This is a genomic window from Parcubacteria group bacterium, from assembly GCA_041657845.1.
Classification (GTDB): Bacteria; Patescibacteriota; Minisyncoccia; order Moranbacterales; family JAKLHP01; genus JAKLHP01.
In genome coordinates this window covers 1-13,227 of record JBBABD010000021.1, presented here as the reverse complement: position 1 = coordinate 13,227, position 13,227 = coordinate 1, and the positions used below count along the sequence as shown (strand labels likewise).

Below are 13,227 nucleotides of genomic sequence, written 5' to 3'. Positions count from 1 at the left end.
TATTCCGGTAAAGCCGGCTGTCGATCATCCTTGGAGAAAATTTCAATATTCTAAAAATTAACAAAATTGTCCAAAGCGGACATTTTTATTTCCCGCAAAAGCGGACATTTCTATTTCCTCTTTACACCAAAAATCCATTTGTTGGATTTTTTTGTTTTTAATGATATAATTTGAGGTATGAAAAAGGTTGTAATATTAATTTTTTGCCTATCATTGACCCTGGTTTTTTCCGCTTGTTCTTTGAGTAGCAGTACTTCCACCTCTAGCACCAGCACCACCAAACAAGTAGGAAGTTTTTTGAAATCTTTTGATGGCGGAAAGAATTGGGAGAATAAAGTCAAAATTGACGACAAAACGAATGTCGGAACTTACAACGTTCTTTCTATGGAGGCTAGCTCCAAGGACGGAGGCGTTGTTTATATAGGCACAGAAAAGAATGGTTTGTTTGTAACTAGAAACGACGCGGAAAATTGGGAAAAGCTAGTCTTTCCTTTGGCTAAAATATATGGATTGGCTGTAGACAAAAATAACGATCAAACGATTTATGCTAGTGGAGTTTTGAATTCCAGAGCAAAAATTTACAAAAGCATAAACGGAGGAAAAGATTGGGTTGAAATATATACCGAACCTGCAAACGGTTCAATCATTTCTTCTTTAGAAATAAGCAACAAAAATTCCAGCGTTTTGTATTCCGGAACAAGCGAAGGGATGATATTTAAAACATCTGATGGAGGACAGACTTGGAAAAATATTTTTAAAGCCAGCGCTCCTGTAATATCCATTGCTTTTGATGCCGTTAATGACGACGCTATTTACTTCGGAGTTTATAATTCAGGATTATTGAGAACTCTCGATGGAGGAAATAATGTTGAAGATATCAATAAAATTAATATTGGAAAAGCCGACAATAAAAGCCTTTTTTCTAAACTGAATGTTTATTCAATAGAAATCGATCCCAAAAATTCAGGCAGTTTTTATGTCGGGACAAAGTCCGGATTGTTTAGAGGGAGTGATTTTGGCAGCAAATTTGAGGAAATCAATATTCTGGAAAGCTCAAAAGAGTTTCCCATAAGAGCGATTGCTATCAATCCTCAGAATTCCAATGAAATAATTTATAGCAATTCTGGAGTAATTTATCGTTCAACTGATGGAGGAACGACTTGGTTGACATTCCAGCTGAATACTGATAAAGTCGCACAGGTTTTGAGGTATAATTTATTCAATGCGAATACTATTTATATAGGACTTCGTAAAATATAAATAACTACGAATTACGAATCAATTACAAATATACAAATATACGAATTTATATTGCCATGTTCATTTGTAATTAATAATAGGTAAAAATTATGTACAAAAGTATAGTTGACAGCAAAAAGGCAGATTTGGAAGGAGCCATCGAACATCTCAATCAGGAGATGGGAAAAATCAGGACAGGAAGAGCCAATCCGGCTTTGGTGGAGAATATGATGGTTGATTATTATGGAGTCAAGACCCCGCTAAAACAAATTGCCAGCATTAATGCTCCGGAATCCAGGTCGCTTGTCATTCAGCCGTGGGATAAGGGCGCTCTTGTTTATATCGAATCAGCCTTGCGAGAATCAGATTTGGGTTTTAATCCCAATAATGACGGACAGGCGATTAGAATAAATATTCCTTCTCTTACTGAAGAAAGAAGAAAGGAATTAGTTAAAGTTTTAAACCAAAGAGCGGAGGATGCGAAAATATCCGTTCGGAACATCCGGGAAGAATCTTGGAAGGAAATTCAAGAAGCGGAAAAGGAAGGGAAAATGTCAGAGGATGATAAATTTTTAGGGAAAGACTATCTCCAAAAAATTGTAGATGAATACAATAAGAAAATAGAAGAGATTAGAAGCAAGAAAGAAACAGAGATAATGACAATTTAAAATTTCTAATTATTCTAATTAACCTAATTTCTAATCAATGAGCCAATATCTAAATGACCAAATTTTTTAGGATTTGGATTATTGAGATTTGATTAGACCAATTAGAAATTAGATCAATTAGTAATTCACTATTTATGCTAACAGTTTTAGTTTTTGCAATAACTTTGGGAATTCTTGTTTTTGTCCATGAGTTGGGGCATTTTTTGGTAGCACGCAAAAATGGAATTAGGGCGGAAGAATTTGGATTCGGATTTCCTCCGAGGATTTTTGGATTTCAAGTATTAAGAGGCAAAAAAATGAGAAAAGTAGCAGAGAAAGAAGATGTAAGTATTGAAATATCAGATAAGAAAAAGGGAAATACTGAAGTTATTGAAGAAATTATTTCTGATAAAATTATCGAAGTCGATGAATTAGTTTCAGTGAAGAAATACCGTTTCATTTGGGGAAAAAGAAATACAGATAAGGAATGGGAAAACAAAGAAAATTTAGAAGAGGGAACCATCTATTCCATAAATTGGATTCCTCTTGGAGGTTTTGTGAGGATCAAAGGAGAAGATGGGAGCGACAAAAAAGATAAAGACAGTTTTTCCGGAAAACCATCCTGGGTCAGAGTGAAAGTTTTGGGAGCCGGAATAATTATGAATTTTGTCTTGGCTTGGTTTGCAATTTCATTGGGATTATTTATCGGATCTCCTCAGGCCTTGGATGATGGACAAAGCGGGAAAGATTCCAAAATTCAGATTGCTCAGGTTATCTCAGGCACTCCGGCTGAAAAAATGGGAATTAAAGCTGGAGACGAAATAGTTGGGTGCGATCCGCCAGCTGGCGGAGATATTCCCGAATGCCAGCAAAATTTTTCAAGTATTTCTGATGTTCAAAATTTGATAAATGGACGCAGAGGTCAAGAAATAATTTTAGAAATTAAGAGAGGAAAAGAAAGTTTAACGCTAAAGGGAGAACCGAGAGTTGATTATCCGGAAGATCAAGGAGCGCTGGGGATTTCTTTGGTAAGAACCGCTGTTGTCAGTTATCCGTGGTATGAAGCGATATACAAAGGGCTAACAACTGTTTTCAATCTCATTTGGCTGATAGCGGCAACATTGTTCAGTATTATCAAAGATTTGATAGTGGGGCAAAAAGTGAGTGTTGATGTTTCCGGTCCGATTGGAATCGCGTATCTTACCAAACAAGTTACCGATCTTGGGTTTACATACATTCTTCAGTTTATCGCACTTCTCAGCATTAACCTGGGGATTATTAACGGGCTTCCATTTCCGGCGCTGGATGGAGGAAGAATTTTGTTTATTTTGATTGAAAAAATAAAAGGAAAACCGGTGAGCCAGAAAGTGGAGCAATTTGCCCATACTTTTGGATTTATCGCCCTTATTGTTCTCATGATTCTGGTAACGTTTAAAGATTTAATGCGGTTTGATATATTGGATAAAATAAAAAACTTATTTTAAAAGGTCTTTTTAAGACTTAATTCAGGGGTTTTTGTAATCAAATTCAAAAGCGCTTGACAAGACATTAACTTTCAAGTACCATTATCGTTACTTTCTTAATAATTTATGAATCTGCTGATTATTCAGCGGTTCTTTTATTCTTAATATTAAACAAAAAAATGTCACGACTCATTACCAAAGAAGGTTTAAAAAAACTGACTGGCGAACTCGACGAAAGAAAGGGAAAAGTTAGGCAGGAAATTGCCCAAGCCATCAAAGAAGCTAAAGAGCAAGGCGATTTAAGCGAGAATGCGGAATATTCTGAAGCTAAAAGACAGCAGGGAGAAAACGAATCCAGAATTGCGGAATTAGAAATGGTAATCAAAGATTCTAAAGTTGTTGAGCATGACAATAGCACCAAGGATGTCCACATGGAGTCCAAGGTTAAGGTAAAATTCAATGGCAGTGAAATGGAATTTCAGATTGTCGGTTCCAATGAAGCAGATCCGGGAAGCTTTAAAATTTCCAATGAATCTCCAATGGGAAAGGCTTTTATGGAAAAGAAAAAAGGAGATAGGGTTGAAGTTGATACTCCTTCAGGGAAAATAAAATATACGATTTTAGATTTAAAGTAAGAACTTTATACGCTTGAAACTCCGAGTAAAATCGGAGTTTTTTGTTTGCTAAAAACAGCCATTTGGGCTAATATTGAAGTATAAAAATAAAATCTATGTCATTCTGAGTCGCCGCGACGAAGAATCTCGGTATTAGCAAATAAAGCTTTCTTTTATTCGTTCGGGATTCTTCGCGTGGCGCTCAGAATGACGCTTGTATTATGCGGGAAGATATATTAAAAACCAAATTGGAAAAACTGGAAAATTTGAAAAAATCCGGATCGGATCCATATCCGGAAAAATCGGAACGTTCAATGACAAATAAAGAAGCGCTGGATAAATTTGATGGCATTTCCGATGAAATTCATCTGGTGGGACGGCTCAAATCATTTCGTCCAATGGGTGGTTCGGCTTTCGGGCATATCGAAGATGAAAGCGGAAAAATACAAATATTCCTCAACAAGAAAAATGTTGAGGAAAGCAAGTTTAAATTATTTCTAGATAACATTGAAATTGGAGATTTTGTCGAAGTGAAAGGAAAACTTTTTAAGACCAAGAAAGAAGAAAAAACATTGGAAGTAACGGATTGGAAGATATTAAGCAAAAATATTCGTCCGATCCCCACGGAATATTATGGAATTGAAGACACGGAAGAAAAAATCAGAAAGAGATATTTGGATCTAATGATGAATGAGGAAGCCAAGGAATTATTCCGCAAGAAAAGTATTTTTTGGCAGACAGTCAGAAATCACCTCGTTTCCAACGGTTTTTTGGAGGTGCAGAATCCGGTTCTGGAGCATATTCCCGGTGGAGCGGAAGCGGAACCTTTCATAACCCATCACAATGCGTTGGATCAGGACTTTTATCTTCGCATTTCACTAGAGCTTCGACTGAAGAAGCTTTTAGTCGGCGGATACGAAAAAGTGTTTGAAATTGGAAGAGTTTTTCGCAATGAAGGGATTGATCGCGAGCATCTGCAGGAATTTGATCTGATGGAATTTTATTGGGCGTATTCTGATTTGGAAAAAGGGATGGAATTTACCCAAAAGATGTTCAAGGAAATTATTTTCAAGGTGTTGGGCGGATACGAGCATGAATATGAAGGAGAAAAAATAAATTGGGACGTGAAATTTCCAATCGTGGATTACTTTACGGAATTCAAAAAGGAGACAGGCATAGATTTAGAAGCGGACGTGTCCGTCGAAGCGCTTCGCGCGAAGGCGGATGAATTGGGAATAAAATATGAAAAAGGATATAGCAAAGGGAGAATGATCGATACGATTTATAAAAAAACTGTCCGGCAGAAATTAATCCAGCCCTGCTTTTTAACCGGACATCCGATTGAGGTTTCTCCGCTAGCCAAAAAAGACCCAAGCAATCCCAAAAAGGTTTTGCGTTTCCAGATCGTTGCCGGACGAGCAGAGCTTTGCAATGCTTTCGGAGAGCTAAATGATCCAATCGATCAAAAGAAGCGCTTTGAGGAGCAAATGAAAGCCCGAGAAGCGGGAGATAAAGAAGCGCAGATGTTTGATGAGGATTTTGTGGAGGCTTTGGAATATGGAATGCCACCGGCTTTCGGCTGCGGATTTTCCGAACGCTTCTTTGCTTTTATTATGAACAAATCCGTCCGCGAAACCGTAATCTTTCAAGCGGTGAAAGAGAAATAAAATTTATGGGAATCAAAGTTGAATTTAATCCGGATTTGGCATTGCGAAATATCAGTGAATATAAATCTGGAAAAAGAAAAAAGGAAGAGTGTGTCCCAGCTCCTCTCAAGAAAGGAAAAATTTATGATTTTCTGAAAAAAGGACAGAGAAATTATTGGCTAAGCGACGATCCATTTTGGGGGAAAGGCCAGATTCCGCTCGTGGAAACCAGCGGAAATGAAAAACTATCCCGTCCGATTGCCAGCATTAAAATTCTAGAAACCACTCATTTTTTGAATAAAGGCGAAGTTTGGACAAAAGGAAAATATAAAGTTATTGAGATTTTTAAGGATGATAAAATTCATTTTGAAGCTTTGAAAAAAATATGAAAAAGATAATTTTGGCGACAGCTTCACCTTATCGAAAAAGAGCCTTTGAAACGCTCGGTATTGATTTTGAAATTTGCCCAAGCGATATAGATGAAAGATTCAAAAATCGACCGAAAGATCCTAGAAAATTGGTTCTAGAATTAGCTAAGCGAAAATGCGAGGCGGTGGCGGAAAGATATAAAAAAGGGATCATTATCGGTTTTGATTCGGTCGCCTATTGTAATGGAAAAATTTTAGAGAAACCGAAAAATTTGAAGGAAGCTAAGAAAAGAATATTAATGATGTCAAGCCGAAAGTTTGATTTTTATACAGGATTATATATTAAAGACATTGAATCAGGAAAAAATATTGGAAAGATTGCCGAAACAAAAGGAGAAATGAGAAAAATATCCAAGGAAGAAGTAGATTTTTATCATAAGCAAGATCAAAAAGGAATTGGATATGCGATTGGCTTTGATGTGAAATATAATTTTTCTTCCACTTTTGTCAAAGAAATTAGAGGAAGTTATTTAAATTTTTTGGATGGAATTCCCCTGGAAGAAATTTTAGAGATGCTGTATAAAATCGGATTTAAATTGCCTGAAAAACCAAAAATGAAAATTACGGTTTCGGGAAGCATAAAATTTGCCGATAGATTGGTTGAGGTTTACCGAGAGCTAGAAAAAATGGGATACGATCCGATGATGCATGAAGAAATGTTTGGAATTGCTGATGGAAGCGCAAAAAAATTATTGAAGGGAATTGCAACTAATCACGCCAAAATTAAACGTGAAAACAAATTTATTAAATGGTGGCACGATTGCATCAAAAGCGGGGATGCGATATTAGTCTGTAATTATGATAAGAATGGAATTAAAAATTATATCGGCGGAAATACCTTAATGGAGATTGGCTTTGCTCATGTGAATGATAAGAAAGTTTTTTTATTGAATCCTATACCTGAAGACGTTTCATATATAGATGAAATAAAAGCGATGGTCGATGTGGTTTTAAAAGGTAATTTAAATAAAATAAAATAATTTATAAAAAATAAAATTATGCAATGTCAAAAAGAACAAAATTTGGAGAATTGTCCGTGCAGTTATCCGGATTGTCCGAGGAAGGGAATTTGTTGCGAATGCGTTTCTCATCACAGAGAAAAGGGAGAAATCCCAGCCTGTTTTTTCCCGGCGGAAGCTGAGGCAGAAACAGCTAGCGACAGGACTGTCGATAATTTTATAAAATCCTATCAAGAAAACAAGAAAAAATTAGAGATAGCAAGTAGAGATTAGATTTAAATGAATATTTTTAGAATAAAAAAATGAAAAAAGTTTTAATTTTTGGAGGAATAATTATTTTGCTGGCAGGAGCGGTTCTTTTGGGAATTAGATTTTTTTCCGGTGAAGATAATTGGATCTGCCAGAATGGCGAATGGATAAAACACGGAAATCCGAATGCGGAAAAGCCGACTACCGGTTGCGGAGAGAATTTGAGCAATCAAACCAAAGAACAGCCGGTCGAAGAGCCGAACATTGTCGTTTTTGATCCCAAAGAAAATGCAAAAATCAGTTCCCCTTTCGATGTCACAGGAAAAGCCAGGGTTTTTGAAAATATGGTAAGTATTAGGCTTAAAGATAAAAGCGGAAAAGTATTGTTTCAGGGAACCACGGACGCGAAAAGTCCTGACGCGGGAAAATTCGGATTATTTCAGGAAGAAATAGCATATTCAACAGTGCAAGCCGAAGGAATATTGGAGGTTTTCGAATCTTCAGCCAAAGATGGATCAGAAATAAACAAAGTTGTAATCCCGGTAAAATTTGGAAATGAACAAAGCGAATAAAAAAACAATGGTTTTTGGAACGTTTGATATTTTTCACAAAGGCCACGAAAACTTTTTAAAGCAAGCCAGGAAATATGGGGATTATTTGATTGCGGTAGTTGCCAGAGATAAAACGGTATTATCAGTGAAGAAAAAAGAGACAAGGAACAAAGAACAAAAGAGACTCAAGGTATTAGTCAATAATAAATTAGTAGACGAAGCTGTTTTGGGAAGCCTTAAAGATAAATATGCAGTAATCAAAAAATATCAGCCGGATGTGATTTGCTTGGGGTATGATCAGAATAATTTTGTTGAAGGCTTGGCAAGAAAAATTAAAGATTTTGGTCTTAACAAAACGAAAATAGTAAGGCTAAAATCGTATTATCCGGAAAAATACAAGTCATCGATATTGAAAAATAAAAAATAAATTATGAAAAACAAGAAAGGATTTGCTGGAATGCTAGCAGGCATTATTGTGGCAATATCAGTGATGGTTGCTTTGTTTGTTTGGTGGCAAAAAATGTCATCCAAAAATTTGCAAAACGCAACCCAAAAAGCGGCGGATGAAGCAGGTATAAAATTGGAAGATCATGATGCCTCCCCTCAAGGGCAGGTTGATGCTGTGCGCGATATGGTAGGGAAGCTTCAGGACAAGAAAAACGCGGAAATTGAAAATGAACTCAAGAAATAATTTTAATACAGTTCTTATCAAACAAGGGGGTGTGCGGTGGATATGAATCAGGAGATGATAAGAAAAGAAAGAGAAAAGATTGAAAGAAGAATAAAAAGAATATTTCAAGTAGGAATAGGGATGGCGGAAAGACTTTTGGAATTGGAGAATTTATGCAAAAACCCTTTTCACAACAGAAAGGGAAGGTGTCCAGATTGCGGAAAAATTTCCGAAAGAAAAGGAGGTTGGAAAAATGAAAAAAAATAGCGGAAAAATAGAAACGTCCCTCCAGTGTGTCAAAAGAACACTCGATTCTTTGCAAGAGGAAGCCATCTCTGCAAGTAACCAAGAAAAAGGATGGAAAAAAGATATTGCAAAAGTACTAAAGATTATAAGGAGAATGCGAGAAAAAGAAATCGACAAAGTTATTCACGCTACAAAGTAGAACCGCGAGGGGATTCGTCCCCTCTTTTATTTTTTCTAAAATTGATATATTATATATCCATATGTTAGACATTAAGTTTATCAGGGAAAATCAAAAAGAACTGAAAAAAGCTACTAAAAATAAAGGCATTAATTTGGATTTGGATGCGCTTTTGGAAGTGGACAAAAAAAGAGTCTTGGCGCTCCAGTATGTCGAAGAGCTTCAAGCAGAAAAAAATAAACTTAACGATTTGGTTCAAAAAGCCACTTCGGAAGAAAGAAAAGATTTAATTGAACAAGGCAAGGCAGTAAAAGAAAAATTGGCCAAAGCCCAGCCGGAATATGAAGTTTTGAAAAAAGAATTCGAAGAGCTTATGGTGAAAGTTCCAAACATTCCGGCATCGGATGTTCCGATTGGCAAAGATGAAAAAGAAAATGTGGAATTTTACCAATGGGGAAAAATATCGAAATTCGATTTTGAAATTAAAGACCATATTCAACTGGGAAAAGATTTGGATATTCTGGATTTCGAAAGAGGAACAAAGGTAGCCGGATATCGCGGATATTATGTTAAAAATGAAGGCGTATCCTTGATGATGGGAATGATGATGTATGCGATTTCCAAGATGGTTTCCAAGGGTTTTGCTCCAATGATTGTTCCAACGCTGGTGAAAGAGTTTTCGCTTTTTGGAAGCGGATATTTTAAAGGTTTGGAATATGATCAAGAAGAAGATGAAATTTATCAGGTAGCAACAACTGACAAGGAAGCGGATGGAAAAGCCAGTAAAGAAAAGAAATTTTTGGTCGGAACAGCCGAACCGTCGCTTCTGGCGTATTATTCCGGAGAAGTTTTAAAGGAAGAAGATTTGCCGATGAGGCTTTGCGGATATAGTCCCTGCTATCGAAGCGAAGTAGGAAGCTACGGGAAAGACACTAAAGGGCTTTATCGCGTCCACGAATTTATAAAAGTCGAACAGGTAATTTTGTGCAAAGCCGATATTGTCGAGTCGGACAAACTTCAGCAGGAAATGGTTGGAATTGCCAAAGAGATGCATGAAGAATTAGGACTTCCCTATCGTCAACTTCAAATTTGTACCGGTGATATGAGTGCGGGAAAATATAAAATGTTCGACATTGAAGCTTGGATTCCAAGCCGAAATGCCTATGGCGAAACCGGGTCGGCTAGCAATTTTTTGGACTGGCAAGCCAGGCGTTTGAATGTAAAATATATTGATAAAAATGGAGAGAAAAAATATGTCTATATGTTAAATAATACTGCGCTGGCATCTCCCAGAACATTTATTTCTATTATTGAAAATTATCAGCAAGCAGATGGAAGCATTAAAATCCCGGAAGTTTTGAAAAAATATATGCCGGTTTCGAAGGATTTTATAGTTAAAAAATAGGGGGTTGACAGGATTTTTATATTTGCTACAATTCACTAGCAATTAGTTATCCTTAAAAATAAAGCATTTACCAGAATAAACCAGCTCAAAACTTAATATAAGTTGGGGTGAGAAAAGGTACATCTTTGCATGTAATTTTTGTATGCGAAGATGTGTTTTTTGTTCACAAGAATGGAAAGCAAGTAGCTTGAAAATTTAATACAACTATCAGCAATTATCACGCATCTGCCTTACCGGGCAGGGCGTGAAACAATAAATCGCAATTTTTTGCGATTAGTCCTGTTAAATCGAAAGATTTAGCTTAAAGAGTCTATTCAACAAAAGAATTTATTTTTCTTTTATATATTGAAGTGAATGATTTCTTCGGAAATTATTCTCCTCATTTATTTTGAGAGTTTGATCCTGGCTCAGGATGAACGCTGGCGGCGTGGATAAGGCATGCAAGTCGTGAGGGTTTAGACCCTCGGCAAACGGGTTAGTAATGCATAGGAACATTCCCAAAAGTCGTGAATAATCCGGAGAAATCCGGAATAATACACGATGTGCTCTACGGAGTAAAGATTTATCGCTTTTGGAGTGGCCTGTGTCCTATCAGCTTGTTGGTGAGGTAATGGCTCACCAAGGCTATGACGGGTAGGGGGCGTGAGAGCGTGGCCCCCAACATTGGGACTGAGACACTGCCCAAACTCCTACGGGAGGCTGCAGTCGAGAATATTTGTCAATGCCCGAAAGGGTGAACGAGCGACGCCGCGTGCGGGATGAAGGCCCTTGGGTTGTAAACCGCTTTTCTTAGGGAAGAATGTAATGACGGTACCTAAGGAATAAGAGGTTACTAACTCTGTGCCAGCAGTAGCGGTAATACAGAGACCTCAAGCGTTATCCGGATTTATTGGGCGTAAAGCGCGGGTAGGCGGAAATATTAGTCAGATGTCAAATCTTCGAGCTCAACTCGAAAACTGCATTTGAAACGGTATTTCTAGAGAGTGTGAGAGACCAGTGGAACTTATGGTGTAGCAGTGAAATGCGTTGATATCATAGGGAACACCAAAGGCGAAGGCATCTGGTTGGCGCACTTCTGACGCTGAGCCGCGAAAGCGTGGGTAGCGAATGGGATTAGATACCCCAGTAGTCCACGCCCTAAACGATGCATACTTGGCATTTCGGGAATCGACCCCCAAAGTGTCGTAGCTAACGCGTTAAGTATGCCGCCTGGGAAGTACGAGCGCAAGCTTAAAACTCAAAGGAATAGACGGGGATCCGCACAAGAGGTGGATCATGTGGTTTAATTCGTCGGTAAGCGAGGAACCTCACCAGGGTTTGAAACCTAGCTGCATTATCCAGAAATGGATAAGCCTTAGAGGGTGCTAGGCAGGTGTTGCATGGTTGTCGTCAGCTCGTGTCGTAAGATGTTCCGTTAAGTCGGGAAACGAGCGCAACCCCTTTCGTGTGTTATATATGTCACGCGATACTGCCCCATACAAAGCGCATTTCATGCGCAGTTAAAAGTTTTTAAAGTTCTTAAAGTAAATTCTTTATAAACTTTCAACTTTATAACTTTATAAACTAGCGCGAAGCGCGTTCTGTATGGGGAGGAAGGAGGGGATGACGTCAAATCCGCATGGCCCTTTGACACCCTGGGCAACACACGTGATACAATGGCTGGTTACAAAGGGTTGCCAAGTCGCGAGATGGAGCTAATCCCAGAAAACCAGTCTCAGTTCGGATAGGAGTCTGCAACTCGACTCCTTGAAGCCGGAATCTCTAGTAATCGTGAATCATAACGTCACGGTGAATACGTTCTCGGATCTTGTACTCACCGCCCGTCACACCAAGAGAGTCGGTAATACCCGAAGATCCTGTTTTATAGCAGGGACCACGGTAGGATCGATAATAGGGGTGAAGTCGTAGATGAAAATGTTGCGACCTTAAGAAGCAATTCTTAAGAAAAACTTGACTATATGCTGGAACACCTGTGAATCTTGCGCTACTTATAGCTAAGTGGTATACTATCACTATATGAGTAATAATGTTGCAAGTGCAGACAATCAGCAGGGAAGTCGTTCCGAATCAATCGGGATTGACCCCTCAGAGACTACACGTCGAGCGCCTCATTCTGAAAAAGAAATCGAAGCTTATTTATTGGGAGCCTTGCATGATGCTACATTTAGTAGCAACAAGAGATTTAGATTCTCTCAAAAAGGCACCGATTGGCTTAAATTTCTCAAATCTTTGCTGAAAAAAATTGGCTATAATTCCTGGATTTACAAAGAAGGGAAGGATAGATCAGTTTATGTTTTGGAAACGCTGGCATCATTTCTTGATTTCAAATTTAATCCGCTAAAATTTAATTCTAGCGGAGAAAAGATTTGTTATATTAAAGGATTTTTTGATGCTGAAGGCGGAATTCCAAAAAATAATAAACGATTTTACATCCAATTAGTTCAATCTAATAAGAAAAAATTGCAAAGAATAAAAATTATTTTAGAGGAATTGGAAATAAAAACAGGGAAAATACATAATCCAAGCGTGAAGGTTGATCCTGAATATTGGAGAATGTACGTTTTAGCAAAATCTCAAAAAAGATTTGCTGAAATAATAAATTCCTGCCATCCTCGAAAAATAGAAATTTTCAGAAAAAGGATGAAGATATAGTCCATGCCTTATGGCGACATAGGGAAATACATGAACAAGGCATCCGTAGCGGAAGCTGTGGATGGATCACCTCCTTTCTAGGGAGATTTTGATAGCATTCGAGAGTATCACACAACAAAAGTCGTACTGAGTCAAATCAGACGATGTGGGGTATGAATGTTATCCGCTGGTCGATCCCAAGCAATTGGGAAACAGCTAGCTCAGCAGAGCGAATTCTGCTAGTGTCTTTTGTACAAGGACACGGATAGACTCCTATAGGACTAATCGCAATAGAATGTGA

Annotated in this window: 15 protein-coding genes and 1 rRNA gene; all 16 read left to right on the top strand. The window is 37.8% G+C overall.

The window, feature by feature from the left end:
• Window positions 1-177 precede the first annotated feature (177 nt).
• Window positions 178-1,260, top strand: a complete 1,083-nt coding sequence (locus tag WC906_03865; protein MFA5777549.1) for a YCF48-related protein — start codon at window positions 178-180, stop codon at window positions 1,258-1,260.
• A gap of 89 nt (window positions 1,261-1,349) precedes the next feature.
• Entirely contained in the window at window positions 1,350-1,907 is a 558-nt protein-coding gene (frr, locus tag WC906_03860) for a ribosome recycling factor (GenBank protein ID MFA5777548.1), read from the top strand.
• 134 nt (window positions 1,908-2,041) lie between these two features.
• Window positions 2,042-3,370 carry an RIP metalloprotease RseP gene (gene rseP / locus WC906_03855; GenBank protein MFA5777547.1) on the top strand — a complete coding sequence of 443 codons (1,329 nt, stop codon included), beginning with the start codon at window positions 2,042-2,044 and terminating at the stop codon, window positions 3,368-3,370.
• A 158-nt stretch (window positions 3,371-3,528) separates the two neighbouring features.
• Window positions 3,529-3,984 (top strand): transcription elongation factor GreA, encoded by a 456-nt coding sequence (gene greA / locus WC906_03850; GenBank protein ID MFA5777546.1) that lies wholly within the window; start codon window positions 3,529-3,531, stop codon window positions 3,982-3,984.
• A gap of 200 nt (window positions 3,985-4,184) precedes the next feature.
• Window positions 4,185-5,630 carry a lysine--tRNA ligase gene (gene lysS / locus WC906_03845; GenBank protein MFA5777545.1) on the top strand — a complete coding sequence of 482 codons (1,446 nt, stop codon included), beginning with the start codon at window positions 4,185-4,187 and terminating at the stop codon, window positions 5,628-5,630.
• A 5-nt stretch (window positions 5,631-5,635) separates the two neighbouring features.
• Window positions 5,636-5,998 carry a hypothetical protein gene (locus tag WC906_03840; GenBank protein MFA5777544.1) on the top strand — a complete coding sequence of 121 codons (363 nt, stop codon included), beginning with the start codon at window positions 5,636-5,638 and terminating at the stop codon, window positions 5,996-5,998.
• A complete protein-coding gene (locus WC906_03835) occupies window positions 5,995-7,017 on the top strand; it encodes a Maf family protein (GenBank protein ID MFA5777543.1) in 1,023 nt (340 codons plus the stop codon). The genes WC906_03840 and WC906_03835 overlap by 4 nt, the downstream gene beginning before the upstream one ends.
• A gap of 18 nt (window positions 7,018-7,035) precedes the next feature.
• The gene (locus WC906_03830) at window positions 7,036-7,269 is read left to right on the top strand and encodes a DUF6485 family protein (protein ID MFA5777542.1); all 234 of its coding nucleotides are present in this window, start codon (window positions 7,036-7,038) and stop codon (window positions 7,267-7,269) included.
• A gap of 29 nt (window positions 7,270-7,298) precedes the next feature.
• Window positions 7,299-7,817 (top strand): Gmad2 immunoglobulin-like domain-containing protein, encoded by a 519-nt coding sequence (locus WC906_03825; protein MFA5777541.1) that lies wholly within the window; start codon window positions 7,299-7,301, stop codon window positions 7,815-7,817.
• On the top strand, window positions 7,801-8,223 hold the full coding sequence (locus tag WC906_03820) for an adenylyltransferase/cytidyltransferase family protein (protein ID MFA5777540.1): 423 nt from the start codon (window positions 7,801-7,803) through the stop codon (window positions 8,221-8,223). The genes WC906_03825 and WC906_03820 overlap by 17 nt, the downstream gene beginning before the upstream one ends.
• 3 nt (window positions 8,224-8,226) lie before the next feature.
• A complete protein-coding gene (locus tag WC906_03815) occupies window positions 8,227-8,487 on the top strand; it encodes a hypothetical protein (GenBank protein MFA5777539.1) in 261 nt (86 codons plus the stop codon).
• 42 nt (window positions 8,488-8,529) lie between these two features.
• The gene (locus WC906_03810) at window positions 8,530-8,733 is read left to right on the top strand and encodes a hypothetical protein (protein ID MFA5777538.1); all 204 of its coding nucleotides are present in this window, start codon (window positions 8,530-8,532) and stop codon (window positions 8,731-8,733) included.
• Entirely contained in the window at window positions 8,720-8,911 is a 192-nt protein-coding gene (locus tag WC906_03805) for a hypothetical protein (GenBank protein ID MFA5777537.1), read from the top strand. The genes WC906_03810 and WC906_03805 overlap by 14 nt, the downstream gene beginning before the upstream one ends.
• 61 nt (window positions 8,912-8,972) lie before the next feature.
• Window positions 8,973-10,295, top strand: a complete 1,323-nt coding sequence (gene serS / locus WC906_03800) for a serine--tRNA ligase (GenBank protein ID MFA5777536.1) — start codon at window positions 8,973-8,975, stop codon at window positions 10,293-10,295.
• Window positions 10,296-10,679: 384 nt separating this feature from the next.
• Window positions 10,680-12,223 (top strand): 16S ribosomal RNA (locus tag WC906_03795).
• A gap of 88 nt (window positions 12,224-12,311) precedes the next feature.
• Entirely contained in the window at window positions 12,312-12,947 is a 636-nt protein-coding gene (locus tag WC906_03790) for an LAGLIDADG family homing endonuclease (protein ID MFA5777535.1), read from the top strand.
• The last annotated feature ends 280 nt before the right edge of the window (window positions 12,948-13,227 follow it).

Excerpts from the sequence above, each read along its gene's own strand:
- WC906_03815 (MFA5777539.1), top strand. The coding sequence starts at position 8,227 with ATGAAAAACAAGAAAGGATTTGCTGGAATGCTAGCAGGCATTATTGTG.
- greA (MFA5777546.1), top strand. The coding sequence starts at position 3,529 with ATGTCACGACTCATTACCAAAGAAGGTTTAAAAAAACTGACTGGCGAA.
- WC906_03865 (MFA5777549.1), top strand. The coding sequence starts at position 178 with ATGAAAAAGGTTGTAATATTAATTTTTTGCCTATCATTGACCCTGGTT.
- WC906_03805 (MFA5777537.1), top strand. The coding sequence starts at position 8,720 with ATGAAAAAAAATAGCGGAAAAATAGAAACGTCCCTCCAGTGTGTCAAA.
- frr (MFA5777548.1), top strand. The coding sequence starts at position 1,350 with ATGTACAAAAGTATAGTTGACAGCAAAAAGGCAGATTTGGAAGGAGCC.
- WC906_03825 (MFA5777541.1), top strand. The coding sequence starts at position 7,299 with ATGAAAAAAGTTTTAATTTTTGGAGGAATAATTATTTTGCTGGCAGGA.
- lysS (MFA5777545.1), top strand. The coding sequence starts at position 4,185 with ATGCGGGAAGATATATTAAAAACCAAATTGGAAAAACTGGAAAATTTG.
- WC906_03830 (MFA5777542.1), top strand. The coding sequence starts at position 7,036 with ATGCAATGTCAAAAAGAACAAAATTTGGAGAATTGTCCGTGCAGTTAT.
- serS (MFA5777536.1), top strand. The coding sequence starts at position 8,973 with ATGTTAGACATTAAGTTTATCAGGGAAAATCAAAAAGAACTGAAAAAA.
- rseP (MFA5777547.1), top strand. The coding sequence starts at position 2,042 with ATGCTAACAGTTTTAGTTTTTGCAATAACTTTGGGAATTCTTGTTTTT.
- WC906_03820 (MFA5777540.1), top strand. The coding sequence starts at position 7,801 with ATGAACAAAGCGAATAAAAAAACAATGGTTTTTGGAACGTTTGATATT.
- WC906_03810 (MFA5777538.1), top strand. The coding sequence starts at position 8,530 with ATGAATCAGGAGATGATAAGAAAAGAAAGAGAAAAGATTGAAAGAAGA.
- WC906_03835 (MFA5777543.1), top strand. The coding sequence starts at position 5,995 with ATGAAAAAGATAATTTTGGCGACAGCTTCACCTTATCGAAAAAGAGCC.
- WC906_03790 (MFA5777535.1), top strand. The coding sequence starts at position 12,312 with ATGAGTAATAATGTTGCAAGTGCAGACAATCAGCAGGGAAGTCGTTCC.
- WC906_03840 (MFA5777544.1), top strand. The coding sequence starts at position 5,636 with ATGGGAATCAAAGTTGAATTTAATCCGGATTTGGCATTGCGAAATATC.